Origin of the sequence: Aeromonas salmonicida (assembly GCF_028355655.1) — a bacterium.
Lineage (GTDB): Bacteria > Pseudomonadota > Gammaproteobacteria > Enterobacterales > Aeromonadaceae > Aeromonas > Aeromonas salmonicida.
Genome location: NZ_CP110645.1, coordinates 4,096,486 through 4,122,500 on the forward strand (window position 1 = coordinate 4,096,486; position 26,015 = coordinate 4,122,500).

Genomic DNA, 26,015 nt, shown 5'->3' on the forward strand with positions numbered 1-26,015 from the left:
CATGAAGACACTCTATCGCACACAGGCCATCGCCCAGGCGGGCCGCAACGGCGAAGTTCACACCCTGGACAACAGCCTGCAACTGGCACTGGCCCTGCCAACCGCCCTCGGCGGCAACGGCAAGGGCAACAATCCGGAGCAACTGCTGGCCGCTGGCTACGCCGCCTGTTTCTCCAACGCCCTGATCCACGTGGCCCAGAAACTCGGCGCGCCCATCACCAGCGCGCCGGTCACGGCCAGCGTCGAGTTGCTGGCACTGGCCGATGGCCGCTTCAACTTCGCCATCACGCTGGACGTGGCGCTCGCCGCAGCGCAGCCTGAACAGACGGCACAGGCCGAGCAGCTAGTGCGGCTGGCCCACCAGACCTGCCCCTTCTCAAATGCCATGCGGGGCAATGTCGTCACCCGCCTGCGGCTAAACGATATCGAACTGGAGGAAAAACAATGAGTCTGCTCAGTCATCAAATCCAGCTGCTGCGCCGCCCGGTCGGTATGCCCAGTCAGGACGATTTCATCCAGGCCGAGGTCGCGCTGCCCGAGTTACAGGAAGGGGAAGTGCTGGTCGCCAACCAATGGCTGTCAGTGGACCCCTACATGCGCGGTCGCATGACAGAGGCCAAGAGCTATGTACCGCCCTTTGCCCTGCACAGTGCGCTTGATGGCGGTGCCATCGGTACTGTGCAGGACTCGCGCCATCCCGACTTTGCTGTTGGTGATCGGGTGAGCAGCATGCTGGGCTGGCGCGATAGCCTGGTCGCCAAGGCCGATCAGCTGACTCGCCTGCCCGACACAACACTGCCAGCCCAGTTATTCTTGGGAGCCCTCGGCATGCCGGGCATGACCGCCTGGGTCGGGCTCAACCGCATCGCCAAGCTGCAAGCCGGCGAAACCGTGCTGGTGTCGGCGGCCTCCGGCGCGGTCGGATCCATGGTGGTGCAACTCGCCAAGCGGGCGGGGGCCAGAGTGATCGGTTCCACCGGCTCGGCCGACAAGGTCGCCTACCTCAAGACGCTGGGGGCTGACGAGGTGATCAACTACCGTGAAACCCCGGATCTCGATGCCGAGCTGACGCGACTCGCCCCGGAAGGCATCAACGTCTACTTCGAGAACGTGGGCGGCGCCATGCTGGATGCAGCTCTCAACAACATGGCGGTACACGGTCGCATAGTGCTGTGTGGCCTCATTGAGCAGTACAACAGCAAGGGCGAGGCGAGCGGCCCGCGCAACCTCTCTCAGGTGATCCGCAAACGCCTCACCATGCAGGGGCTTATCGTGTCTGATCACTGGCAGCACTACGGCGAGTTTCTGGCCGAGGTGATCCCGGCATTCGAGGCCGGTGCACTGCAAGCCGAGGAGACCATCTATCAGGGGCTGGTCAGCATGCCGCAGGCCTTCATCGGTCTGTTCGAAGGACGCAATACCGGCAAGATGCTGGTCAAGCTGGACTAAGTCACCGGACTGGACCATCACACAGCCAGCAACTTGCATGACGGGCCCAACCGACCTAAGGTGGGCCCGTTTTTATGGTGCAATCCCGTTTCGACAAGGAGCCTCGCATATGTCCGCTCTCTACCCCCGCGTCGGTGGTCGATGACAGTGTTATCTTGACCTACCCGTTTGTCCCACATAACCACAGTAAGGAGCCTCGCATATGTCCACTCTCTACCCCCACGTCGGTGGTCGATGACAGTGTTATCTTGACCAACCCGTTTGTCCCACCTAATCACGCAAGGAGCCTTGTATATGTCTACTCTCTACCCCCGCGTCGGTGTCGGCGTTATCCTGACCAACAGTCAGGGCCAGGTGCTGCTTGGCAAGCGCAAGGGCAGCCATGCTCCCTACTGGTCCATCGCAGGCGGCCATCTGGAACTGGGGGAGAGCTTCGAGTCAGCGGCGATCCGGGAAGTGGCGGAGGAGACCGGCTTTGTCATCACGGCGCCCAGCGTCATCGCCGTCACCAACAACCTGGAGACCTGGCGCGAGAGCGGGTTGCACTACATCTCCGTCACCCTGCTGGCCCGGGTGGAAGGCGAGCCGCAACTGCTGGAGCCGGAAAAATGCGAGGGCTGGATATGGTGCGATCCCCGCAACCTGCCAGAGCCTCACTTCGACGCCAGTCGCCAATCGATAGCCTGCTGGCTTGCCGGTCGTTGCTATCTGCCACAACCAGGCCAGCCGACAGAGTGACCATTGCCTGCCCTCAGCCCCCCTGATTTGTCATAAAAAAGTCACCGCTTTGTCATATCATCCCAACCGGCTCGACAAGGACAACAAGGGAGTGACGACATGGGGCAGGTATTCATTCAATTTCTATGGCTGGGCTGTGTCAGCTTCGGTGGGCCCGCCGCCCATATCGGCTATTTCCAGCGCACCTTCGTCGAGCGGCTGGGCTGGCTGAGTCAGGCCGAGTTTGCCCAGCTGCTGGCCCTGTGCCAATTGCTGCCGGGCCCCGCTTCCAGCCAGCTCGGCTTTGCCATCGGGCGCCACAGGGCCGGCCTGGCGGGGGCCCTGGCCGCCTTTGTCGGCTTTACCCTGCCCTCGTTCCTGCTGTTGCTGGCCGCCGCCATCGGTCTGGGACAGCTGACTGCCAATGTATGGCTGGAAGCCGCCCTGCACGGCCTCAAGCTGTTGGCACTGGTGGTGGTGGCGGATGCGGTGTTCACCATGAGCCGCCAGTTCTGCAAGACACAGTTGCAACAAGGCGTCATGGTGGCCACCGCCGCAGTACTCTGGTGGCAACCTGGGCTCTTGACCCAGCTAGGCCTCTTGCTCGGCGCCGCCCTGCTCTGTGCCCGGTTCAGTGCGCAGCAACCGGCAACGCCGATCTCATCGCAGCCTCAACCCCCTGTCGCCCACCCGCCCCACTGGCCTGCCTTGATCCTGTTTGCGCTGCTGTTTATCGGCCTGCCACTGCTGGCTCACGGCTCCGTCAGCCGCCTTGTCGCCGATTTCTATCAGGCGGGCAGCCTGGTATTCGGTGGCGGCCACGTGGTGCTGCCCCTGTTGCAAGAGAGCGTGGGCCATACCCTCACTCAACAACAGTTCCTGACCGGCTACAGTCTGGCCCAGCTGGTGCCCGGCCCCATGTTCACGCTGGCAAGCTACCTTGGTGCCCAGTTGCTGCCAACGACACCACTGCTTGGCGCCCTGCTGGCAACCCTGGCGCTGTTCCTGCCGGGCTTTCTGCTGCTGTGGGCCCTGGGACCAAGCTGGCAGAGCTGGCTGGCCCGCCCCCGGCTGGCAGGTGCAGTGACAGGGATCAACGCCGCCGTGGTGGGGCTGCTGCTGGCCGCCCTCTACCAGCCGGTATGGCTGGGCGCCGTGCAGGCCCCGAGCGATCTCGCACTCGCCGCCATCGGCTTCTATCTGTTGCGCGTCTTGAAGCTGCCCATTCTGGCCCTTGCGGGACTGCTGGTGGTCGCCGCCATGCTGCTGGCCTGATGCCGCGATTTGAGTAAACTGGAAGGCCCCGTCAGGGGCCTTTCTTATTCATGTGACGGCAAGGAGCCAGGATGCAGCACCCACAAGATCACTCCCAACTGGAGATAAGCGACGACAAGGGGCGGCTAGACGTGCCGCTGATCCACCGATTTTTGTCCGAGGAGGCCTACTGGTGCCTCGGCATTCCACAGGCAACGGTACAGAGAGCCATTAACCACTCCCTCTGTTTCGGTGGCTACGTGGCAGGCCAGCAGGTGGCCTTCGCCCGGGTCATCACGGACAGGGCCACCTTCGGCTATCTGGCGGATGTATTCGTGCTGCCCGCTCATCGCGGCCGGGGCCACAGCAAGGCGCTGGTGGCGGCCATTCTGGCTCACCCGCAATTGCAGGGACTGCGGCGCCTCAGTCTGGCGACCTCGGATGCCCAAGGCCTCTATGCCGGTTTTGGCTTCGAGCCGCCGCGCAAACCGGCCAGCCTGATGGAAAAGTACGATCCCGAGATTTATCTGCGCCCTTGAGTTCTGTCACGCAGGCGGCTCGTGGCCATGCAGCACGCCCCTGCGCTGTGACGCAGGGGCGTGACAGTGCCTGATGAGGGTATCCGCGACTTGATTGTCCTTGGGGCAGGTCACTGAACCCCCTGGTCTAATTGACCTCTGTCGTACTGTGACGAGCCGCGCGACAGTGCTAGATTGGCTGCCAGGATTTTCATTCACTCTGCAGACCCGTTAACCACAAGGACGGCAACCGTGGCCCAGCATTTTGCTTCTCTCTCCCTCCCCTCCTCTCTTCCGCCCTTGCTGCAGGATCAGGCCGAGCGCCAGTGGCAACGGCTGATCGAGCTGGCGCCCGATTATGGCGCCTTGCCCGATGCGATTCGCCAGACCCTGCTGACCCTGCTTGGCCTCTCCGATTTTGTCTCCGATTCGCTCATCAAGCAGCCCGAACTGGTGACGCAGATCCTCGCCTCGGGGGATCTCGAGCGGCCCGAACGCTGGCACGCCTACCAGCGCGATCTGACCGCCCTGCTCGCCGAGGTGGATGATGAAGAGGCGCTCAAGCGCATTCTGCGCCAGTTCCGCCGCAGCCGCATGCTGGTGATCGCCTGGCGCGAACTGCTGGGCCACGCGGCGGTGGAAGAGAGCTTTATCCATCTCACCAAACTGGCGGATGCCCTGATTTGCTCCGCTCGCGACTGGCTCTATGAGAGGCAGTGCAACGAGCTGGGCACCCCCATGGACGGGGATGGCAACCCGCAGCCGCTGCTGATCCTCGGCATGGGCAAGCTCGGCGGCGGTGAGCTGAATTTTTCCTCGGATATCGATCTTATCTTCACCTTCCCCGAGAACGGCTACACGGTCGGCGGACGGCGCGAACTCGCCAACCAGCCCTTCTTCATCAAGCTGGGGCAGCGGCTGATCAATGCCCTCCACCAGCCCACCCAGGATGGTCAGGTATTTCGGGTCGACATGCGGCTGCGCCCCTTCGGCGATGCGGGCCCGCTCGCCATCTCCTTTGCCGCCATGGAGGATTATTACCAGCACCACGGCCGCAACTGGGAGCGCTACGCCATGGTCAAGGCACGGGTGCTGGGCCCCCAGTGCGAGCACGGGGTCGCGCTGGCCGAAATGCTGCGCCCCTTCGTGTTTCGCCGCTACATCGACTTTGGCGTCATCGACGGCCTGCGCCAGATGAAGGCGATGATCGCCGCCGAGGTGCGCCGCAAAGGGCTGGAGGGCAACATCAAGCTGGGGGCTGGCGGCATTCGCGAGGTGGAGTTTATCGCCCAGGCGCTGCAGCTTATTCGCGGCGGTCGCGAGCCTGCGCTGCGGGTGCGCCACCTGCCCGAGGCGCTGGCCGCCATCGCCCAGTGCGGCGCCCTCGAGGCAGAGCATTGCGACCGCTTGCTGGCGGCCTATCGCTTCCTGCGCCGGGTCGAGAACATACTGCAGGAGATAGGCGATCAGCAGACCCAGACCCTGCCCACCGAGGAGCGGGATCGGTTGCGGCTGCTCACCGCCCTGGGTTTTACGGACTGGGGCGCCTTTATGGCCCATCTCGATGAGGAGATGGCCGCCGTCCATCAGGAGTTCGCCGCCGTGGTGGGGGAAGAGAAAGAGGCCCCCGCCCATCTGGAACAACTCTGGCTCGATCTCTGGCGCACCGAGCTCGATGCTGCCGAGCTGGAGACATTGCTCGTCGCTCAGGGCGTCCAGGATCCGGTTCCGCTCTGCACCGCCCTGCTGCGCTTCAAGGAGGAGTACAAGCGCCGCCAGGTGGGCCCGCAGGGGCGCATCGCCCTGGACTGGCTGATGCCTGAGTTGCTGCGACTGGTGGTGGCAAGCCGTGAGCCTGCCCGCCTGTTTGAGCGAGTGTGCGAGCTGCTGACCCGCATCTTCACCCGCAGCGCCTATCTGCAGCTGCTGGCGGAGAACCCCGCCGCCCTGCGCCAACTGGTGCGGCTGTGCGATGCCAGCCATCTGGTGAGCGAGCAGCTGGCCCGCTACCCCATACTGCTGGATGAGCTGCTGGATCCCCAGCACCTCTACCACCCGACCCCGCTGGATCAGTACAAGCCCCAGCTGCGCCAGTTCCTGCTGCGCATCCCCGAAGAGGACGTCGAGCAGCAGATGGAGGCATTGCGCCAGTTCAAGCAGGTGCAGCTCTTGCGCATAGTGGCAGCCGACATCGCCGGCGCCCTGCCGCTGATGAAGGTGAGCGACCACCTCACCTGGCTGGCGGAGGCAATCACCGAAGAGGTGGTCAATCAGGCCTGGACCCAGATGAGCGAACGCTACGGGGTTCCGCCCGAAGTGACTGTGACCGGCCAACGCGGTTTCGCCGTGGTGGCCTATGGCAAGCTTGGCGGTATCGAGCTCGGCTACGGCTCGGATCTCGATCTGGTGTTCCTGCACGGCGGCGATCCCAACAGCTATACCGACGGCCGCAAACCCATCGACAGCCGCCAGTTCTACCTGCGCCTGGCCCAGCGGATCCTGCACCTGTTCAGCACCCGCACTCCGTCAGGCATCCTCTATGACATCGACATGCGACTGCGCCCCTCTGGCGATTCGGGTCTGCTGGTCTCGTCGCTGACCGCCTATGAGCAGTATCAGCGCAGCGAGGCCTGGACCTGGGAGCATCAGGCGCTGGTGCGGGCCCGCCCCATCTACGGCGATGAGACCGTCATCGCCGAGTTTGGGAGGATCCGCCGCGCCGTGCTGGCCAAGGAGCGAGACCTCGCCATCCTCGCAAAAGAAGTGCGCGACATGCGCCACAAGATGCGGGATCACCTGCTCAAGGCCGGCGAGGGGGAGTTCGATCTCAAGCAATCCCCCGGCGGCATGGTGGATATCGAGTTCATCGCCCAGTATCTGGTGCTGGCTCACGCCAACGGAGAACCCGAGGCCCTGACCCGCTGGTCCGATAACGTGCGTATCTTCGATGAGTGCGTGATGGCGGGAGTGCTCACCCTGGAGCAGGCGGAAGGGCTGAAACACGCCTATCTGGAGATCCGCAACCTAGGCCATCGCCTCAATCTCTCGGAGATCTCCCGCAAGGTGGGTGACGACCAGTTGCTGACCGAACGAGGCCATGTGCTGGCGGTCTGGCAACTGCTGTTGGGGGAGTGACGCAAGGCTTGGCCGGAGCAATGAAAAGGGGCGCTTCAGCGCCCCTTGTACTTTCCGGGATGGTCGGTGGCATCTGGCCCTGTCGCCCTGCGGCCAGCTCGATAAAAGTCGGCAGCATAAGCGGTATCTCTTCAGAAGCGCGCACAGGCCAATAGACGGAATCATGATTCCGTCCCTGAGAGACTATACCTGCCTCTCAGGCATATTCTGGAGGCTATTGCCCTGGATCGGGCATCAAACCAGCAAGATCTCGATACCCTGTCGTTCCAGTGCCTCACGGTCCGCATCGCTAATCCCGGGGTCGGTAATGATGATGTCTATCTTGTCGATCGGTACGACCACGTTGGGAGTTCGCTGGCCAAATTTGCAGGAGTCGGTCACCACTATGATCTTTTTCGCTGACTGGCACATGGCCTGACTCACTTGATATGCCTCGTTGAAGGTGGTGATCCCCTGTTCAACATCAAAACCATCGGCGCCGATAAAGAGTTTGTCGAAGGTGAAGTCCCGAAAAGCCTGCTCGGCCGACTTGCCATGAAAGGAAGCGGAGCGTTTGCGATAGGTGCCGCCTGGCATCAGCAATGTCAGGGAGCTCTCAAGGGCTGCCGCTTCATTCATGATGTGCAGGCTGTTGGTCATCAGCTTGAGTCCGACATGTTCAGCCAGCCAGGGCACCATCTGCAAGGTGGTACTGCCACTGTCGAGCACGATTGACTCACCATTTTGCACAAGGCTGGCAGCCTTGGCCCCGATACGCTGCTTGATGTTCAAATTGAGCGTGGTTTTCTCGTCCATGGTACGGTCTTCCAGAGCGGCACCATTGAATGCCTCCGCCCCGCCATACCGCCTCATCACCAGCTGTGCCTGCTCCAGAAAGCGAAGATCGCTACGAACTGTGGCTCCTGTGATGTTGAAATAGTCAGCCAGCTCCTTCACTGACGTTCTGCCATTTTCACGTAGATAACGAACCAGCATATCGCGTCGAGTTTCTATAGACATTCAGGATTCTCACAGTGATTAAAAGTCTGACCAGTTCAGGAATCTACCTCCATTTTTTCAAAATGAAAACAAATGTACAGGAAAAACGTCACTTAGTTGATAAAGCGCACGCTATCGCCTCCCGGATGGAGGGAGATAACCCAGTCACATCCTGCTCACTCAGGGGCAAACTAGCGTGCAATAACGCGGTTAGTGGCTTGGGGCGTGTAAAGGTGCTGATCCCTTTCATCAGGCGAGCATCAAGGATCACGCCTTCTGCATCATGGACGAGTACCACCAGGGTGCGTGGCCGCCAACGGGAAGCTGTCCGGCCTATCCTGACCACTCCTTTTCGGCTCAGCTCCTGCAACATACGGTTGAAAGATTTTAATTGGAAAAATCCCAAGACCATTTGCAAAATCCATGCAGTCAATGCAACAAAAATCAAGGCATTTACCGTATCCATTAGTTACCTCACTGACGAAAACAAAGTGAAACGGCAGTGCCTCATGCACTGCCGAAATATCTGGTGACAAGCCATGATGGACTTAAAACATGACCTGACCACCAGTAATATTGATGGACTGGCCAGTACAGTAAGAAGCATTGTCGCTGGCATAGAATTTCAACACATTGAGTACATCTTGAAAGTCACAGCCACGTTTGAGGGGAACTTTGTCGATATAAGCCTGTTCCACTTGATCCTCTGGAATGCCCAGCTTCACCGCATACTGGGGTTTTAGCGATTGGAACATGGGACTCTTGAGCAAATTTCCCAACATCAGTGAATGCACTGTGATGTTGTGCTCTGCCAGATCCAGAGCCAGAGATTGCGTCAGCCCTATACCACCAAACTTTGCAGCTGAATAAGCCGAGTTATGCTTGGAACCCACTTTGCCAGATTTGGAGTTTATCTGGATGATACGACCACCGTGAGACTCCCGTATCATGATCCGCGCCACTTCTTTTGCACAAAGGAAATAACCTGTCAGGTTGATATCCAGTGAGCGATGCCAATCAGCGAGAGGAAAGCTGTCGATCTTGGCGGCGGTAGCCGTTCCCGCATTGTATACCAGCAGGTCGATACGACCGAAGCGCTCATCAATGGCGTTTACCATACGGATGACGTCTGCTTCCTGAATGGCATTGGCCTGAATCGACATGACATTTTCTGCACCATGGTCATGAGCCACTTCATCCGCTGTTTTCCGGGCAGCCTCGCCATCCAGATCGGCGACGACCACACGATAGCCATCATCAGCCAACCCTTTGGCCAGAAAAGCTCCCAGGCTTTTACCGCTACCAACTATCAGCGCTACTTTAGACATGTTATTCTCCCAAGGTTGTATCTCACCCTCCTCTACATCAGAGCGACCAAACTCAATAATGTGTAGAGGGGGTGTGAGTTTTCAGTGATTCGATGTAAATATGATTTCTGTGCCAATCTCCAGAGCCTTTGGGCATGTGCCATTGACATGGACAGTCCCCGGATATTCAGCTTCTGAAGCGCCATCAAATCGAATGGTAATATGACCCAATGCATCAAGGTTGTGGCTTACTACACAGCCAACCGCCGTAATGGGATAGCTGATTGCGCCTAATAAAAATTGTCCACCTACCAGAATCTCACCATTCAACTCGGCATCTGGATGAATGAAACAATAGTCAGCGACATCCTTTGGTGCATTATCATTGAAGATAATCATCATATTTTCATTGAGTGATTCTGTTGCGAATTCCCCAATCTGAGTTACTTGCGTCCGATAGAGCATTGTCTGTGTCCTTCTCTACAAGCGTGATTACTGATAAATGAAAAATGAAATAAACCAGGCAAAAGCAACCGTAGGTGCTCCCGTTAGAAAACGGGAATAAAGTACCGATGGGACACCAACCTGTACCGTGTCTGGTTTTGCCTCTGCCAGGCTCAACCCAACAGGTATGAAGTCGCAAGCAGCCTGGGCGTTGATAGCAAACAGAGCGGGCAATGCCAGATGAGGCGGTATGTTACCCAAACCGATCTGGGTTCCGACCAAGACACCAATGACTTGTGCAATAACGGCCCCCGGTCCAAGAAAGGGAGAGAGAAACGGAAAAGAGCAAATAAGTGCCAGTATGATTAGACCAACCGGATTCTGAGCTAGCGGAATAAGTGCATGCGCTATCACATCACCGATTCCAGAAGCCAGTATTACCCCAATCAACATTGATACAAATGCCATGAAGGGAATAATGGAGTTGATGACAGTGTTGATGGTTTCCCGACCAGCCTGAAAGAAGGTTGCCATGACCCCGCCCATGCCAATCCCTATTTTTGCAAGCAAGCTGTCACTTTGCTCACTCAGTTTTTTGCTACTGTCGTATTGAGGTTTTTCTGCATTCTGAACCAAGGTCTGTGGGGCTGCCTCTGTAGACACATCCCCGCTGGCATTTTGCAACCTGATATTATCAGGCGTGACTCCGGAAACATAAATATCCTCAACGATAAACTGTGCCATTGGCCCGCTTTTACCGGTGGAATGAATATTCACAGTAGGAATTTTCTTTTTAGGATAGAGACCACACCGCAGCGTACCACCACAGTCGATGATGACGACTGCGATCTCTTCCTCGGGCACAGAAGACTTGAAGCCATCCACCGCCTCCATGCCGGACAATTCTACCATTCTGTCAACAATATCGGGGCGGGTACCTGCCGTGATATACAGGATTTTATTGCCAGGCTTGATCGGCACAATCAGTGGACCACCCCAACCCGAAGCGCCTTTTGTTATATAGAGTACATTATCCATGATGAAACTCCTGAGTGAACTTAAGCAGTGACTTTAATATTGACTTCGCCACTAAGATAAATCCCTTGCTGACGTTCAACAAATGCCGTCGTCAAATCTGTTACCCAGCCGCGGAAAAAATTACTTATCATGCCAACCAATAAATAACTCATGGCCAAAGGTGCCAATGGCAAACCAAGCTGAGTCAGCCCACTTGCGATACCAAGATAAACGAACAGCTCACCAGGATTAACATGAGGAAATAGACCATTCATCGAATGGCAACTGTAGGAGGCTGCTGCATAATAAGATGGCTTATATCGTTCAGGCAGAAAACGCCCCAAACTGAGGGTCATCGGGTTCATAAAAACAAATGTGCCAATGACCGGCAGTATCAAATATCTGGAAATGGGATTGCCAGCGCTTTTTGCGGCCAAGCGTTCCACTCGTTCCTGACCAATGAATGCAATCAAGGCATTCATTGCGATCATCAGGGATATGAGCAAGGGAAGAATGCCAGTCATCATGCCGACAAATACCTCACCTCCTTTATGGAACAGTCCAATGAACCATTCCGCTGCATGAATAATGATATCCATGGTGTAGTCCTCAAGTAACTCCAGTGGTTGATAAGGGCACACAGAATGTGGATGACTTCAGCTGTGTGACGGGGGTTTGGCTGCTTCCTTGATAGCGTGCGATCCCAGCGACCCAATACTTTCACAATGAAAGACGGTTTTCACAAAATGATTTTCAATGTGTGATTTAAGTAGCACTTTTTCCGTTTTTACCCTTGAGTGTCGCTAACGATGCCACCTGTGGCGAGCAAGCCAGGGCTGACAATCTCAAAAATTGTTAAACACAACAAGCTGAATCGTTACAGCAGCAATTCTACATCTATCGAATTTTTCATATTGAAAATCAAAGCTAGCCCCCATCGTTCAACTACATGGCAATTCACTGAAAAACGGGCGCACTTATTGGGCTTCAAGCTGAGCAGTGAAGCCTGCAAACCCTGTATGAGAGCGCCACGACTGATGCCCTGGTGGTCAATCAGGCCGCTGGACCAAGATGAGCAAACGCTACGGGATACCGCCCGAAGTGGCTGTGAGAGAGCAACGCGGTCTCGCGCTCGGCTACGGGCTCGGGTCTGGTGTTCTTGCACGGCGGCAACCCCGACAGCGACAAAGACGGGCACGAGCCATCGACAGCCGCCCGTTCTACCTGCGCCTGTGAGCAGTACCAACAGGCTGCTGGTACGAGCCCGTCCCATCTAGGGCGATGACCGAGTTTGTCATGGGGGGCATCCCCCAGGAGCAGACGAAAGGGCTGAAACACGCCTATCTGGAGATCCGCCACCTGGGTCATCACCGCAATCTCCCGTAGACCTCCCGCAAGGTGGGTGACAACCAGTTGCTGACCGAACGGAGCGGTCTGGCAACGGCTGTTGGGGGAGTGAAACAAGGCTCGGCTGGATCAATGAAAAGGGGCGCTTCAGCGCCCCTTGTTGCAACCACCATCCGCACGGCCTGTGCTATCGCCCCCCGGCAAGATCGATAAAGGTGCCGGTGGTGTAGGAGGCTTCGTCAGACAGCAGCCAGGCAATGGCGGCGGCCACCTCGGCTGGCTGGCCGCCCCGCTGCAGCGGGATCTGGTTTTTCACCCTCTCCACCCGGTCGGGTTCACCGCCGTCGGCATGCATCTCTGTGTAGATAAAGCCAGGGCGTACCCCGTTGACCCGGATCCCCTGTGCCGCCACCTCCAGCGACAAGCCTTTGGTCAGCACGTCTATGGCCCCCTTGGAAGCGGCATAGTCCACGTATTCACCCGCCGAGCCCAGACGAGCAGCAGCCGAGGAGACATTGACGATGGCGCAGCCCGCCGTCATGCGGTGCACCGCCTCACGGCAGCAGAGAAAATAGCCGGTCACATTGGTGGTCAGTGTCTTGTTGATGCGCTCGGCGCTCATCTCCAGCACCTTCATCTGTGGCTGCAAGATACCGGCGTTGTTGACCAGATGGGTGACCACCCCGAGCCGCTCGTCCATCTCCTCGAACAGGCGCACCACCTCGGCCTCGACGCTGATATCCGCCTGCACCGCTATGCAGGATACCGGATGTTGCGCCCGGATCTGTGCCACCAGCGTCTCGGCAGCCTGCCAGTCATGGCGATAGTTGATGCAGATATGATAACCCTGCCCCGCCAGATAGCGGGCAGTGGCCGCCCCTATCCCACGGCTGCCACCCGTGATCAGCACATTCCTGTTCATTGAACCTCCTTGTTCTTCACCCTGATTGCCGGTCTCCGATACTGGCCGATCGCGGGCCAACCAGGATGCCGGTCAGGCAGTCATGCCATGATCCATCACCCGTGTCACCAGCGTCCGGTTGAACTGCTGGTACTCATAGAGGTTGATGGGATCTGGGTAGCTCAACACCCGCAGCTTGTGCCCCTGATAGTCAGGATGATAGGGCGGATGCACATGGTCATGGTCGTTGAGACAAAAGCCCAGCGACTGGTAGAAGCGCAGCCGCCGGATGGCAATCTCATCCTCTGGCGGATCAATCTCCAGGATAACAGAGCTCCCAGCCGTCTCGCAGAAGTCAGCCAGCAGGCGGGAGCCATGGTTCTGGCCGCGCAGGGCCGGATTGATGGCCAGATGCTCGATATAGATCTGCTCGCCGCAGGCCCACCAGAAGATGAAGCCGAGCAGCAAGTCGCCTTGATAAAAGAGCTGACAGTGAAAGTGAGGATCCGCCATCTTGACCTGCTGATGTTGCGGCTGGCGTTGCTCGTAGTGCGGGAAGCTGCTGCGATAGATCTGCCAGACCAGAGGCCAGTCTGGATGGGATATCTCTCTCACTACTTCACTTCGACTCATTCATCTACTCCTTGGCAAAACAACAGTGATATCACCTTTGGGACAAGGGTACATCCCCATTTTTAACCAGAAGCAGCCATGGCTCTCTTGCCGCCTGCCCTCCGACGCATGGACAAGCGGCAGCAAAGAGCCCGCACGGGGCGGGCTCTGAATGGCAATAACAGGAAGGAGTTGCTACTTGAACAGCCCCTTGAGCAGCTGATCGGCCACCCCTTTGACAGCGTCGTTGTCAGCCTTGTCACCCAACAGCTTCTTGAGACCGCGCTCGGCCTCCTTGCGGGCCTTCTCCTCCAGCACCTTGTTGTTGGTGAGCAGGTCTTTCACATCCAGCCGATAGGTAGGGGCCTGCCAGTGGCCGCCGATGCGTACCGGTATTGTGATGTCCTTCAGCTCATCCACCCCCTTGCCCCCCTGGCCCTTGCTGCTCTCCACTATGGAGGTGAGGAACAGAAAATCGAGGGTTTGGGGCACCAATGCCGTCTGACCCTGACCCCGCACTCGCAGTGCCGGGGCGAACAGCTGGATATCGTCGCTGCGCGCCACGCCGTTCGCCAACTGGAAGCTGGCGGTGAGGGCGCTGAAGTCGGTCTTGCGTGCCTCCTTGACCTGATCTGTCCCCTTGCCGGTCAGAGTTGCTCGCGCCTCGCGGATCATCTCCGCCAGGTTGATGCCATGCAGGGCACCATCGCTTAACTTGAGGCTCACCTTGCCCTGCATCTTGTCGCGCAGCGCCTGCTCAGACAGTCCCGAGCCCTGCACCTGAACCTCGAGATCCCCCTTGCCTTCCAGCAGATCGCTCTGGGCCAGGGTTTGCAGCAGCGGGCGCACATTCACCCCTTGCACCCGTTTGTGTACCTGATAACGGGCTGGTTGCTGACGCGCATCTATTGCACCCTCGGCGGTCACCTGACCACCGGCCACACCGGCACTGAATTGCTTGAGGGTGAACTGGCCACCGGCCAGGGCAAGTTGCAGATCGACGGTGCTCAAGTCCAGCCCCTTCAACCGCAGGCTATCAAGCTGCAAGCGCCCGGCAAGATCGAATGCCTTGAGCGCGCTCAGGTCCGGTTCTACCGTCGAGAGTCCCTTGGCAGCCTTGGCGGGCACTGTGCCTTTATCACCCGCTTTCGCCGCAGCGGGCTGCGCCGGAGCGGCTGCCTTGACCGTTGCCGGTTCGCCGAGCCAGCTGTCGAGATCCAGCTTGTCGCCCTTGAGATCAAATTCAATCTTGGGCACGGCACCGAGTCGCACCGTCCCTTCACCACGGAGCAGGGCATCGTCGGCGCTCATCACCAGCTTGCTCAGGGTGATCTTCTGCTGATCCAGCTCGGCGCGGGCAAACCCTGCCAGTTTGAGGTTCATCTGCGGGCGTGGCAGTGCTTTACCTTGCAGATTGGCCGCCAGCTTCGCATCCGAGACTTCGACCAGTTGCAAACCCTTGTCTACTCGCGCCTTGAGGGTTCCCTCCAGCGAGCCGGCCAGAGTCGGTTGGTCACCTTCCAGCTGGGCGCCTTGCAGGTTCAGGGTGAGGCTACTCCACTCTCCCAGTGCCAGCCGATCGGCCTTGACCGAGAAGCTATCCAGCCGCTGTTGCGGCTGGCTGAGGCTGCCGCTCAGACTCAGGTTTTTCAGCTCGCTGGCCAGCGCATCCTGTGCCAGCTTGACCTCTCCTTCCCCCTTGATATCGAAGGCAAGCTTGCCTTGCGCCCCCTTGGCGGCCAGGGTCACCGGCACCCACTGACCCGGCGTCAGCTGGCCGAGAGCGAGATCGAGCTGATCGAGCCGGGAGAGAGTACCGTTGCGATCGTCCTGCACCAGAGCACTGGCCTGCTCCAGCACCACTCCCTGCAAAGTGATCTGCCAGGTCTGGCCATTGCTCGCAGGGGGCTGGCTCTGGCCACCTGGCGCGGGCTTGCTGTCCTTTGCTGCCTCAGGCGTCTTGATGAGATCGTTCAAGTTTGAGCTGCCATCGGCCTTGGTCTGGATAAACAGATGGGCACCGGTCAGGGTCACCTCGCCAATGTCCAGTCGATGGGAGAGCAGGGGTAACACGGCGACCGAGGCATCCCCCCGCTCGAAGCGCACCAGATCCGGCTCGGCAAAACCAGCCGGGTTGCGAAGCGCCACCCGCTCTAGGGAGAGACCCAGACTCGGCCAGAAACGCCAGCCGATATCCCCCTCCATCACCAGCTCGCGGCCTGTGCTCTTGCGTACCTGCTCCACCAGTTGTGGCTTGAACTCATTGGGGTCAATCAGCTTGACCAGGGCTGTGATGACTACCAGGGCGGCCAATGCCAGCCCCAGCAAGATGTAAATGATCTTCTTCACGATGGACTCCTTGAATGCTGATCCTGTGGCTGACTATACCACCGGGGACGGGGCAGATGGCCCCCTCCATCCAAAACGGGAGAATGGCGAGACAGGGATGGTCGCGACATGGGAGCACAAGGCGTGAGTCGCTCACCGGCCACAAGAAAAGGGCCCCGCAGGGCCCTGATGTCATGGTCTGGTCGGCAACGGCCAGTAGCCCATCCCGCATGGGTCAGGGTAGACGCGGCAACTGCCGGTAGCCCATCTCGTACAAGGTGAAGGCGTAGATGTCCGCGCTCTGCTCGATCAGCTTGGCCACCGGCGTGCCTGCTCCGTGCCCGGCATTGGTCTCGATGCGAATGAGCTGGGGGTTGGGCCCGGCGTTGTCGGCCTGCAAGGTGGCGGCAAACTTGAAGGAGTGGGCTGGCACCACACGGTCGTCGTGATCCGCCGTGGTCACCATGGTCGAGGGGTAGCTGACACCGGCCCGCACGCTGTGCAGCGGTGAGTAGCCCTTCAGGTAGTCGAACATGGCCTCGCTGTCGGCGCTGGTACCGTAGTCGTAGGCCCAGCCAGCCCCGGCGGTAAAGGTGTGATAGCGCAGCATGTCGAGCACCCCCACCGCAGGCAAGGCAACACGCATCAGATCCGGCCGCTGGGTCATGACGGCCCCCACCAGCAGACCGCCGTTGGAACCACCTCGCACAGCCAGCCTGTCGCTGGAGGTATAGCCTTCAGCCTTCAGGTATTCGGCCGCCGCGATAAAGTCGTCGAACACGTTCTGCTTGTTCATCTGGGTGCCCGCCAGGTGCCAGGCCTGACCATACTCGCCGCCGCCCCGCAGGTTGGCCACCGCATAGACGCCTCCCAGATCCAGCCAGTTGGCGACCGCCACGCTGAAGCTCGGGGTCAGGCTCACGTCAAAACCGCCATAGCCATAGAGGATGGTGGGATGGCTGCCATCGAGTTTCAGCCCCTTGCGGTAGCTGATGATGAGCGGCACCCGGGTGCCATCCTTGCTCTGGTAGAAGCGCTGCTCTGAGACGTACTCCTCGGGCTTGAAGGGGGCCGCCGAGGCGCGATAGAGGCTGATGGCCCCGCTCTTTGGCTCGAACTGGTAGAGGGTGGGGGGCTGGGCATAGTTCTCGAAACCGAAGTAGAGCGCGGGATCATCCTGCTTGCCGTTGAAGCCGCTGACGCTGCCAAGACCGGGCAGCGCCACCTCGCGAATCCGTGTGCCGTCATGGTCGAACTGCTCGACCCGGGCGGTGGCATCCATCATGTATTCGGCAAACAGATAGCCGCTGCCGCTGTGCACCGTCAGCACCTGCTGGCGCTCGGGGATGAGATCGCGCCAATGTTCGGGGCCGGGGTTGCCCGCATCCACAGTCACCAGCCGGCGGTTGGGAGCATCCCGATTGGTCAGCAAGTAAAGCGTGCTGCCCTTGTTGTCCACCAGGCTCACGTCCGCATCCAGATCCCCCTGCACCGTCAGCAGCGGCGCGTTCTCCTCGCTCAGGTCCTTCACATAGAGGCGGTTGCCGGAGGTGGAGTCCGCCGCCGAGATGAGCAGGTAGCGATCATCTTCGGTCACGGTTGCCCCCACGTAGCGGTGCTGCTGGGCCGGGATGGCACCGAACACCAGGCGGTCATCCTGCTGCGCCGTGCCGAGTCGGTGGAAGTAGAGCTTGTGCTGATCCGTCCTGGCCGACAGCTCGCTGCCATCGGGTTTGTCGTAGCTCGAGTAGAAGAAGCCCTCGTTGCCCAGCCAGCTGATGCCGCTGAACTTCACGTCCTTGAGGGGGGCCTCAAGGGGCTGTTTGCTCTCCACGTCCATCAGGTGGATCTCGCGCCAGTCGCTGCCGGCCAGGGACAAGGAATAGGCCAGGATGCGGCCGTCCCGGGAGAAGCTCAGCTGATCCAGCGCCGTGGTGCCGTCGGGGCTGAGGGTATTGGGATCGAAGAACACCTCGGCCGGCTTGCCCGCCTGCTGGCGCCACAGCACGTTCTGGTTCTGCAAGCCGTCGTTCTTGAAGAAGTAGTGGTAGCACCCCTCGCGAAACGGCGCCCCCTCCTTGGCGTAGTTCCAGGAGGCGGCCAGTTTGTCCTTGATGGCATCGCGAAACGGAATACGTGCCAGATAATCCCGGGTGACACTGTTCTGGGCCTTGACCCAGGCCTCGGTCTCCGCGCTGCGGTCGTCTTCCAGCCAGCGATAGGGATCGGCCACGGCGTGACCGAAGTAGTGATCCACCTGATCGCTCTGGCGGGTGACGGGGTAGTGAAGGCGCTCTTTCCCTGACATGACATCCTCTCGGGTTGAGTGGCTGCTGCAAGCACACAGCAGTGACAAAGCCAGCAGGCTGACAATGGATCGCATCGATGCAGCTCCCTGCGGTTCGGGTGAAACAGGCAGGTTAACAAAGAGCCGCGTCCATCGCATCCCCCTCAATACGGTAAAGGAGGGCGTAAAAAAACCGGGCACGGGGCCCGGTTGAAAAACCTGCGCAGAGCAGGGCGTGTCACGTCAATGACACAGTTCAGGCTTGCCAGACTGGCAGTCCATGCCGTCCGGCCAATCCGCACCCGGGGGTTGAAGAGGGATGAGCTCCCGTCCCCGGATGCGAATGAGTTGGCGCACGAAGGCGCCGAAAGTCTGGTTACTCCCGCTCAAGTGCATGGATGGGATCCATCCTCGCCGCCCGACGAGCCGGGAAAAAACCGAACAGCACGCCGATCAGGCTCGAGCAGAAGAAGGCAGCCAGCACGGCGCCTGCGGAGTAACGCATGGCAAACTGGCTGCTGAAGTGCTCGAACAAGACTCCGACCAGCAGGGAGAGCAGCACTCCGGCTGCGCCCCCCAGCAGGCAGACCAGCACAGCCTCGATCAGAAACTGCTGCATGATGTCGCTGGCCCTGGCGCCTACCGCCATCCGCACACCTATCTCGCGAGTACGCTCCGTCACCGACACCAGCATGATGTTCATCACCCCTATGCCGCCCACCACCAGGGAGATGAGCGCTATCATGGCGACCAGCAACGTCATGGTGGCAGTGGTGCTGGTGATGGCCTGACGGATGCTGTCAGTGTTGAGCACGAAGAAATCCTGGCTGCCATGGCGCTGGCGCAGCAGCCGGGTGAGACCATCCTCGGCGGCGGCCAAGGATACTTCATCCTGCACCCGCACGCTGATGCTGCGCAGATAACTTTGACCCAGCATCCGCTTCATGGCCGTGGTGTGAGGGATCCAGACATTGAGGTTCTCGTCGCTGCCAAAGCCGCTCTGATTGCGGGCCACCACACCGATCACCCGGCACGGCAGCTTGCCCAGCAGGATCACCTGCCCGAGGGGTGATTCCCCCGCATCGAACAGTCGATCCCGGCTGTTCGCGTCTATCACCACCTCTTGCGCCAGACTGGCCACGCTACCGGCATCGAACAACATGCCCTGCAACACCCGATAGCCGCGCACCTGAAAGAACTGATCCCCCACCCCGTTTACCGTGCCGGAGACAGCCTGACTGCCCCGGCGCAGCGTGGTGCTGGTCGCCAGACTGGGGGTCACGCTGTGAACATAATCGAGCCCGGCCAGGGCATCGGCATCCTCGGTCCGCAAGGTCTGTATCGCCTCGGCCCGCTTATCCCCAAAGCCGCTGCCGGGAAAGATCTCCAGTGTGCTGGTGCCCATGGCATTGATGTTGGCCAGCACCTGTTGCTGGGAGCCACGCCCCAGCGCCACCACGGAAACCACGGAGGCAATACCTATGATGATGCCGAGCATGGTGAGGAAGGTGCGCATCCGCTGAGCCTGCATGGCCCGCAGCGCCATCCTGAAGGCAGAGGCAAACCTGTCCAGCCCGCCACCCCATGCAGAGCGACCAGGCCGGGGTTTATCCTGAAAAGGTTGGGGGTCAGATGCCGGCACGCGGCGGCGATCGGCCACCACTTCCCCGTCCTTGAGCTCTATGATGCGCTCGGCCTGCTCGGCAATGCTCATGTCATGGGTCACTATCACCAGGGTGTGACCCTGCTCATGCAAGGCATGCAGTATGCCGAGCACCTCTGTGCCACTGTGGCTGTCGAGCGCGCCAGTCGGTTCATCTGCCAGTATCACCTGACCACCGTTGATGAGGGCACGGGCTATGCTGACTCGCTGCTGCTGGCCACCGGAGAGCTGGCTCGGCTTGTAGTCGAGCCGCGTACCCAGCCCCAACCTGCGCAGCAGCGTCTCTGCCCCGGCCTGCCGCTCACCGGCAGCCAGACCGGCATAAATGGCTGGCAACGCCACATTGTCGCGGGCACTGAGATCCCCCAGCAGGTGGTAGCGCTGAAAGATGAAACCGAAATGCTCGCGGCGCAGCGCCGCCAGTTGATCCCCGGCAAGCTTGCTCGTCTCCTGACCGGCAACCCGGTAATGACCGTCGCTCGGCTGGTCGAGGCAGCCCAGAATATTGAGCAGGGTCGACTTGCCGGAGCCGGAGGCACCGACGATGGCCACCATCTCCCCCCTCTCTATGGTCAGGTCGATCCCCTTGAGCACCTGTACCCGCTGACCCCCCTCACCGAAGTGACGTTGGATCCCGCTCAGCTGCAACAGTGGCTGGGTCATGATCACATCCCCATGGGCGGGCCCATGCGCCCGCTCTGCTGGTTCTGGGCCGTCAACTGGCTCACCACCACGGATTCTCCCGCCTCGAGGCCGCTCAGGATCTGGGCATCCACCTTGTTGTTGAGGCCCACTTTCACCTGACGCCACTGCAGCTTGCCCGCACCATCCACCACCTGCACCCTGTCACCGCTCAGGGCGATGGCCGGGATCACCAGCGCATTGCGCTCGGTCGCCAGCACCAGATGTACCTGAGCCGTCATGCCGATGCGCAGGGCGCCTTCCGGATTGCTCACCTCAAACAGGCCGTTGTAATAGACGGCTGTGGTGGTCGAACTGCTGGTGTCATCATTGATGGAGTCCGGCGCGGGCTCGATGGCGCGCAACCTGGCCTCGTAACGCTGCTCGGGCGCCCCCAGTATGGTGAAGTAGATGGGCAGGTCCGTGCTCACCCTGATCACGTCCGCCTCCGAGATCTGGGCCTCCACCGTCATGGTGTCGAGCCGCGCCACCTTGACGATGGTCGGAGTACTCTGCACCGCATTGACCGTCTGTCCCTGCTCCACCGGAATGGCCACTATGGTGCCCGCCATGGGGGCGACGATGCGGGTATAGCCCAGATTGACTCTGGCGGTATCCACGGCGATGCGGGCCTGCACCGCCTGCGCAGTCAGCGCCCGGATATCGGCGCGAGTGGCGATAAGTGTCGCCTCTGCGTTGTCATAGTCGGCCTGGCTACCGAGCCCCCGAGCCAGCACCTTGCGCTGACGATCGAACACCAGCCCATTGTTGCGCAGGGTCGCCCGACGCGAGGCCAGCTGGGCCTGCACATTGTCGAGGGCGGCCTCGGCATCCTTGAGGGCGTTCTGCTGGGTGAGATCGTCGATCTCGACCAGCAGATCGCCCTGCTTAACCTGATCCCCGAGCGCAACGTGCAAGACCTTGATCTGGCCGGAGACCTGCGCCCCCACACTCACCAGCTTCTGGGCCTGCAGGGTACCGTCAGCCAGCACGCTCTGCTCCAGATCGCGCCGCTCGGCGGTGGCTGTGATATAGGAAGCCACCGGCGCCGCACCGGTCGCGCTGAAAAACCAGCCCACCGCAATCAGCAAGAGAGCTGGCAGCAGCAGACGGACAACGAAGAGACGGGTACGGGTCATCGGGGATATCCTTGGATGAAACAAGCCAGCGCAATGTACCCCAATGCCCGGTTAAGCCTCCTGCAGGGCAGTGTAAGGATTGCGTAAAAGCAGCTGCCAGCCGCATGCAGACACGGGAAAATGGCGCCGACTCGAGAGGGAGAAGAGCAATGAAGATCCTATTGGTGGACGATGATCTGGAGCTTGGCGCCATGCTGAGTGAATATCTGAGCGGCGAAGGCTTTGTCACCACCCATGTGCTGACCGGCAAGAGCGGTGTGCAACACGCCCTTTCCGGCAACTATGTGGCCGTGGTGCTCGACATCATGCTGCCCGATATCAACGGCAGCGAGGTGCTGCGCCAGATCCGCCACGACAGCAAGATCCCCGTCATCATGCTCACCGCCAAGGGGGACAACATCGACCGGGTGATCGGACTGGAGATGGGGGCCGACGACTATGTGCCCAAGCCTTGTTACCCCAGAGAGCTGGTCGCCAGGCTGAGGGCCGTGCTGCGACGAGTCGAACCTGCACCGGCGCCAGCTGGCAAGAGTGACGGTTTGCGTCTGGCGGAACTGACCCTCTCCCCCGCCACTCGCCAGTGTCACTGGCAAGGCGAGCCACTGGAGCTGACCGCCACGGAATTCAATCTGCTGGAACTGCTGCTGCGGGCGCCGGAGCGGGTAGTCAGCAAGGATGAGCTATCCCTGCACGGACTGGGCCGCCCGCGCGAGCCCTATGATCGCAGCGTCGACGTGCACATCTGCAATATCCGCCAGAAGCTGCAGGCGCTGGCGGGTGAGGCCATCGGCATAGAGACGGTGCGCAGCATAGGATACCGGCTGACATGATCCTCAAGGGCCACCTGTTCTGGAAGATACTGTTCGGCTTCTGGTTCACCATCATAATGATGAGCCAGCTGCTATGGGTCGCTTTCAGTCTCTACAGCCATGAAGGGCCGCCAGAGGAGAGAATGGCGCGGCAGCTGGCCGGGCGGCAACTGAACTCGGCGGCGACCCTGCTGCAAGAAAAGGGGCCCGCCACCCTGAACACCCTGACGACCAGCTGGCCCGCCGAGGAACGCCCGCTTCTGCATATCCAGCAGAGTGAAGCCGCCCAATCCCCTTTCCCCCAACTGCTTACCCGCACTGTCAAAGGAGCCGATGGCCAGCGTTACTGGCTCGGTTACGACACGTCCGGCCTGCAGCAACAACTGGCACCGCCGCCGCGACGCAACGACTGGCTCAACATGCCGCCGCCCATGTGGTGGATAGGCGGCCTCGGCGGTCTCTTCTTCAGCGCCCTGCTCGCCTGGCATCTGACCCGCCCCATGAACCAGTTTCGGCAGGGATTCGAGCGTCTCGCCCAGGGTGATCTGGGCGTGCGTCTCTATCCTCTGATGCGACGACGCCACGACGAGATCAGCGAGGCGGCCCGTGACTTTGATGCCATGGCCGAGCGGTTGCAACTGCTGGTCGAGAGCCGTGAACAGCTGCTGCACGACGTCTCCCACGAGCTGCGATCTCCCCTCGCACGCCTGCAACTGGCTATCGGTCTGGCCCAACAGGATCCGGCCAGGATCGAGGGATCCCTGGCGCGGATCCAGCTCGAAACCCATCGCATGGACAAGATGATCGGCGAACTGCTCACCCTCACCCGTGCCAGCCACGGTGAACGGGACTGTGAGGAGTATTACGATCTGCAAGCCCTGGTTGAGGCAGTGGTGAGCGATGCCCGCTACGAGGCACAGCACATGGGTGTCGAGATTAGGCAACTGGTGGATGAGGCGGTGGACCACACCATCTGCGGTCAGGCTGAGCTTATCCGCCGCGCGCTCGACAATGTGGTACGCAATGCCCTGCGCTTCTCTCACCCGGGTCACTCCATCACCCTGACCCTGCACAGGCAAGGGGGAGAGTTCTCCATCGAGGTGGCGGATCAAGGCATGGGGGTGGACGAGACCAAGCTCTCCAGCATGTTCGATCCCTTCGTGCGGATCGGGTCCCCTTCTGCAGGCAAGGGCTATGGGTTGGGACTCGCCATCACTCGTAAAGCCATTCAGGCACAGGGCGGCCGGGTCGAGGCCAGAAACGGCGATAACGGCGGTTTGATAGTCACCCTCTCCCTGCCGGGCTAGCCATTCATGCTCAGCATTCTCGCTGCCCTAGTTCGCGGCGCCTGGGACAATGGATCAGCCGCTTACCCCCGCAAGCGTTGCAGTTGGGTGATGGCAGCAGCGGTGGAGCAAAAAGCAAACTCTGTGGGCGAAATCCCGGCCAGCTTGCGCCACTCACAGGCGGCCACATCATCGGCCGCAACGACAGCAGGTTTGTGTGCCAGCTCCAGCATGAAGACGGTATCGCAGGTGTGATAGACAACATCGTCATAGGGGTAGACGTTGGCAAAGGAGCCTAGATAGCGAGGCGCCTCTCTCCCCAGATCCAGCCCCAGTTCCTCTTTCAGCTCCCTAACCAATGCGGCCTCCAGCGACTCACCAGGATCGACGAAACCACCGGGCAGATCCAGCAGTCCTTTGCCAGGCTCCCGCCCTCGCACCGCAACCAGCACTTCATCCTGCCAGCAAAGCGCCACCATCACGGCCGACGCCACATTCTGGAAATAGTGGAAACCACAACCACAGGCAAACTCTTTCTCGCTGCGTTTTTGCAGCGATTCGATACCACAGCGCGGGCAAAACATAGAGGCCACCTCCCATTTGAAACCAAAGTGCATTGTATGCCGCAAAGCCTCTTCAAATCAACCTGCATAGAGCCCACTGCTCGGCAGGAACTACAAGCAAGTGAGCCCCTGAGCCGAAATACAAAAGGCCCTCCCAAGCGGGAAAGCCTTGTTGTGTTGGAGCTTGGCTGTGATGCAAATTGGCAAAAAATACACGAAAAAAAGCCCAGTCTTTCGACTGGGCTTCTCAATTTATTGGCGGAGCGGACGGGACTCGAACCCGCGACCCCCGGCGTGACAGGCCGGTATTCTAACCAACTGAACTACCGCTCCGCTATTTGGCTAGCTTTTCGCTAAATTGTCTGCCGTTTCAATGAGGTGTCATCCTCTCGGCCAATCATGCAATCTGTGCACAACTGTTTAATTGGGTGCCTGGCAGTGTCCTACTCTCGCATGGCGAATGCCACACTACCATCGGCGCTACCGCGTTTCACTTCTGAGTTCGGCATGGGATCAGGTGGTTCCACGGCGCTATGGCCGCCAGGCAAATTCTTCAATCTGAGAAAGCTGACGTGAATAACGATTTGCCTGTTGGCTTCGTTATCACTGAATTAGGTAGTAGTTCTTCGATTTGCTACAAGCCTTAGAACACTTCTTGGGTGTTGTATGGTTAAGCCTCACGGGTAATTAGTATGGGTTAGCTCAACACGTCGCCGCGCTTACACACCCCACCTATCAACGTTGTGGTCTCCAACGGCCCTTTAGGACCCTCAAGGGGTCAGGGATGACTCATCTCAGGGCTCGCTTCCCGCTTAGATGCTTTCAGCGGTTATCGATTCCGAACTTAGCTACCGGGCAGTGCCACTGGCGTGACAACCCGAACACCAGAGGTTCGTTCACTCCGGTCCTCTCGTACTAGGAGCAACTCCCTTCAATCATCCAACGCCCACGGCAGATAGGGACCGAACTGTCTCACGACGTTCTGAACCCAGCTCGCGTACCACTTTAAATGGCGAACAGCCATACCCTTGGGACCGACTTCAGCCCCAGGATGTGATGAGCCGACATCGAGGTGCCAAACACCGCCGTCGATATGAACTCTTGGGCGGTATCAGCCTGTTATCCCCGGAGTACCTTTTATCCGTTGAGCGATGGCCCTTCCATTCAGAACCACCGGATCACTATGACCTACTTTCGTACCTGCTCGACCTGTCCGTCTCGCAGTTAAGCTGGCTTATGCCATTGCACTAACCTCCTGATGTCCGACCAGGATTAGCCAACCTTCGTGCTCCTCCGTTACTCTTTGGGAGGAGACCGCCCCAGTCAAACTACCCACCAGGCACTGTCCGCGAGCCCGATTCAGGGCCCTGCGTTAGAACATCAAACATACAAGGGTGGTATTTCAAGGACGGCTCCAGCGCAACTGGCGTCACGCCTTCAAAGCCTCCCACCTATCCTACACATGTAGGTTCAATGTTCAGTGCCAAGCTGTAGTAAAGGTTCACGGGGTCTTTCCGTCTAGCCGCGGGTACACCGCATCTTCACGGCGAATTCGATTTCACTGAGTCTCGGGTGGAGAC

At 59.6% G+C, this 26,015-nt stretch carries 21 protein-coding genes, 1 tRNA gene and 2 rRNA genes (1 of these 24 running past the window's edge); 8 read left to right on the forward strand and 16 right to left on the reverse strand.

The features are described from left to right. Nucleotide 1: 1 nt before the first annotated feature. The 6 genes from ONZ54_RS19010 to glnE all read left to right on the forward strand — a co-directional run bounded on the left by ONZ54_RS19010 (nucleotide 2) and on the right by glnE (nucleotide 7,073). Nucleotides 2-448 carry an organic hydroperoxide resistance protein gene (locus ONZ54_RS19010; protein ID WP_170946570.1) on the forward strand — a complete coding sequence of 149 codons (447 nt, stop codon included), beginning with the start codon at nucleotides 2-4 and terminating at the stop codon, nucleotides 446-448. Next, nucleotides 445-1,449, forward strand: a complete 1,005-nt coding sequence (locus tag ONZ54_RS19015; protein WP_271786912.1) for an NADP-dependent oxidoreductase — start codon at nucleotides 445-447, stop codon at nucleotides 1,447-1,449. Before ONZ54_RS19010 ends, ONZ54_RS19015 begins: the two co-directional genes overlap by 4 nt. Before the next feature lie 294 nt (nucleotides 1,450-1,743). Further along, nucleotides 1,744-2,187, forward strand: a complete 444-nt coding sequence (locus ONZ54_RS19020) for a nucleotide triphosphate diphosphatase NUDT15 (protein ID WP_017411818.1) — start codon at nucleotides 1,744-1,746, stop codon at nucleotides 2,185-2,187. A 99-nt stretch (nucleotides 2,188-2,286) separates the two neighbouring features. Then, nucleotides 2,287-3,441, forward strand: a complete 1,155-nt coding sequence (gene chrA / locus ONZ54_RS19025) for a chromate efflux transporter (RefSeq protein ID WP_271786913.1) — start codon at nucleotides 2,287-2,289, stop codon at nucleotides 3,439-3,441. 71 nt (nucleotides 3,442-3,512) lie between these two features. Continuing rightward, the gene (locus ONZ54_RS19030) at nucleotides 3,513-3,959 is read left to right on the forward strand and encodes a GNAT family N-acetyltransferase (protein WP_271786914.1); all 447 of its coding nucleotides are present in this window, start codon (nucleotides 3,513-3,515) and stop codon (nucleotides 3,957-3,959) included. Between the two features lie 231 nt (nucleotides 3,960-4,190). Beyond that, complete coding sequence (glnE, locus tag ONZ54_RS19035) at nucleotides 4,191-7,073, forward strand: bifunctional [glutamate--ammonia ligase]-adenylyl-L-tyrosine phosphorylase/[glutamate--ammonia-ligase] adenylyltransferase (RefSeq protein ID WP_271786915.1); 2,883 nt, start codon at nucleotides 4,191-4,193, stop codon at nucleotides 7,071-7,073. Nucleotides 7,074-7,307: 234 nt separating this feature from the next. Here the strand turns inward: glnE and srlR are convergent, their stop codons facing one another. The 12 genes from srlR to ONZ54_RS19100 form a co-directional block, all read right to left on the reverse strand. Further along, the gene (srlR, locus tag ONZ54_RS19040; RefSeq protein WP_087757173.1) at nucleotides 7,308-8,072 is read right to left on the reverse strand and encodes a glucitol operon DNA-binding transcriptional repressor SrlR; all 765 of its coding nucleotides are present in this window, start codon (nucleotides 8,070-8,072) and stop codon (nucleotides 7,308-7,310) included. Between the two features lie 88 nt (nucleotides 8,073-8,160). Beyond that, complete coding sequence (locus tag ONZ54_RS19045) at nucleotides 8,161-8,517, reverse strand: transcriptional regulator GutM (protein WP_005318643.1); 357 nt, start codon at nucleotides 8,515-8,517, stop codon at nucleotides 8,161-8,163. Nucleotides 8,518-8,599: 82 nt separating this feature from the next. Then, complete coding sequence (gene srlD, locus ONZ54_RS19050; protein ID WP_058395280.1) at nucleotides 8,600-9,379, reverse strand: sorbitol-6-phosphate dehydrogenase; 780 nt, start codon at nucleotides 9,377-9,379, stop codon at nucleotides 8,600-8,602. Between the two features lie 81 nt (nucleotides 9,380-9,460). Further along, nucleotides 9,461-9,823, reverse strand: a complete 363-nt coding sequence (locus ONZ54_RS19055) for a PTS glucitol/sorbitol transporter subunit IIA (protein WP_017413165.1) — start codon at nucleotides 9,821-9,823, stop codon at nucleotides 9,461-9,463. Nucleotides 9,824-9,850: 27 nt separating this feature from the next. After that, entirely contained in the window at nucleotides 9,851-10,840 is a 990-nt protein-coding gene (srlE, locus tag ONZ54_RS19060; protein WP_155603030.1) for a PTS glucitol/sorbitol transporter subunit IIB, read from the reverse strand. 20 nt (nucleotides 10,841-10,860) lie between these two features. Next, nucleotides 10,861-11,418: a PTS glucitol/sorbitol transporter subunit IIC gene (gene srlA, locus ONZ54_RS19065; protein ID WP_005318636.1), complete on the reverse strand. Its 558-nt coding sequence runs from the start codon at nucleotides 11,416-11,418 to the stop codon at nucleotides 10,861-10,863. 935 nt (nucleotides 11,419-12,353) lie between these two features. After that, nucleotides 12,354-13,088 carry an SDR family oxidoreductase gene (locus tag ONZ54_RS19075; protein WP_271786916.1) on the reverse strand — a complete coding sequence of 245 codons (735 nt, stop codon included), beginning with the start codon at nucleotides 13,086-13,088 and terminating at the stop codon, nucleotides 12,354-12,356. Between the two features lie 72 nt (nucleotides 13,089-13,160). Further along, entirely contained in the window at nucleotides 13,161-13,700 is a 540-nt protein-coding gene (locus ONZ54_RS19080; protein WP_271786917.1) for a GNAT family N-acetyltransferase, read from the reverse strand. Between the two features lie 174 nt (nucleotides 13,701-13,874). Then, the gene (locus ONZ54_RS19085) at nucleotides 13,875-16,028 is read right to left on the reverse strand and encodes an AsmA family protein (RefSeq protein WP_271786918.1); all 2,154 of its coding nucleotides are present in this window, start codon (nucleotides 16,026-16,028) and stop codon (nucleotides 13,875-13,877) included. 214 nt (nucleotides 16,029-16,242) lie between these two features. Beyond that, the gene (locus ONZ54_RS19090) at nucleotides 16,243-18,390 is read right to left on the reverse strand and encodes a prolyl oligopeptidase family serine peptidase (RefSeq protein ID WP_271786919.1); all 2,148 of its coding nucleotides are present in this window, start codon (nucleotides 18,388-18,390) and stop codon (nucleotides 16,243-16,245) included. Between the two features lie 280 nt (nucleotides 18,391-18,670). Then, nucleotides 18,671-20,620, reverse strand: a complete 1,950-nt coding sequence (locus ONZ54_RS19095) for a MacB family efflux pump subunit (protein ID WP_416995597.1) — start codon at nucleotides 20,618-20,620, stop codon at nucleotides 18,671-18,673. 2 nt (nucleotides 20,621-20,622) lie between these two features. Continuing rightward, the gene (locus ONZ54_RS19100; protein WP_271786920.1) at nucleotides 20,623-21,777 is read right to left on the reverse strand and encodes an efflux RND transporter periplasmic adaptor subunit; all 1,155 of its coding nucleotides are present in this window, start codon (nucleotides 21,775-21,777) and stop codon (nucleotides 20,623-20,625) included. Between the two features lie 149 nt (nucleotides 21,778-21,926). Between ONZ54_RS19100 and ONZ54_RS19105 the strand changes: the two genes are divergently transcribed. Then, nucleotides 21,927-22,607 (forward strand): response regulator transcription factor, encoded by a 681-nt coding sequence (locus ONZ54_RS19105; protein WP_125608756.1) that lies wholly within the window; start codon nucleotides 21,927-21,929, stop codon nucleotides 22,605-22,607. Next, nucleotides 22,604-23,893, forward strand: coding sequence for a HAMP domain-containing sensor histidine kinase (locus ONZ54_RS19110; RefSeq protein ID WP_271786921.1), 1,290 nt, complete (start codon nucleotides 22,604-22,606; stop codon nucleotides 23,891-23,893). Before ONZ54_RS19105 ends, ONZ54_RS19110 begins: the two co-directional genes overlap by 4 nt. Nucleotides 23,894-23,955: 62 nt before the next feature. Here the strand turns inward: ONZ54_RS19110 and ONZ54_RS19115 are convergent, their stop codons facing one another. From ONZ54_RS19115 to ONZ54_RS19130, 4 genes are all read right to left on the reverse strand, one after another. Beyond that, nucleotides 23,956-24,456 (reverse strand): NUDIX hydrolase, encoded by a 501-nt coding sequence (locus tag ONZ54_RS19115; protein ID WP_271786922.1) that lies wholly within the window; start codon nucleotides 24,454-24,456, stop codon nucleotides 23,956-23,958. A 235-nt stretch (nucleotides 24,457-24,691) separates the two neighbouring features. Then, nucleotides 24,692-24,768, reverse strand: a tRNA-Asp gene (locus ONZ54_RS19120). Between the two features lie 97 nt (nucleotides 24,769-24,865). Continuing rightward, a 5S ribosomal RNA gene (gene rrf, locus ONZ54_RS19125) occupies nucleotides 24,866-24,980 on the reverse strand. A gap of 121 nt (nucleotides 24,981-25,101) precedes the next feature. After that, nucleotides 25,102-26,015, reverse strand: a 23S ribosomal RNA gene (locus tag ONZ54_RS19130); it runs 1,969 nt beyond the window's last position.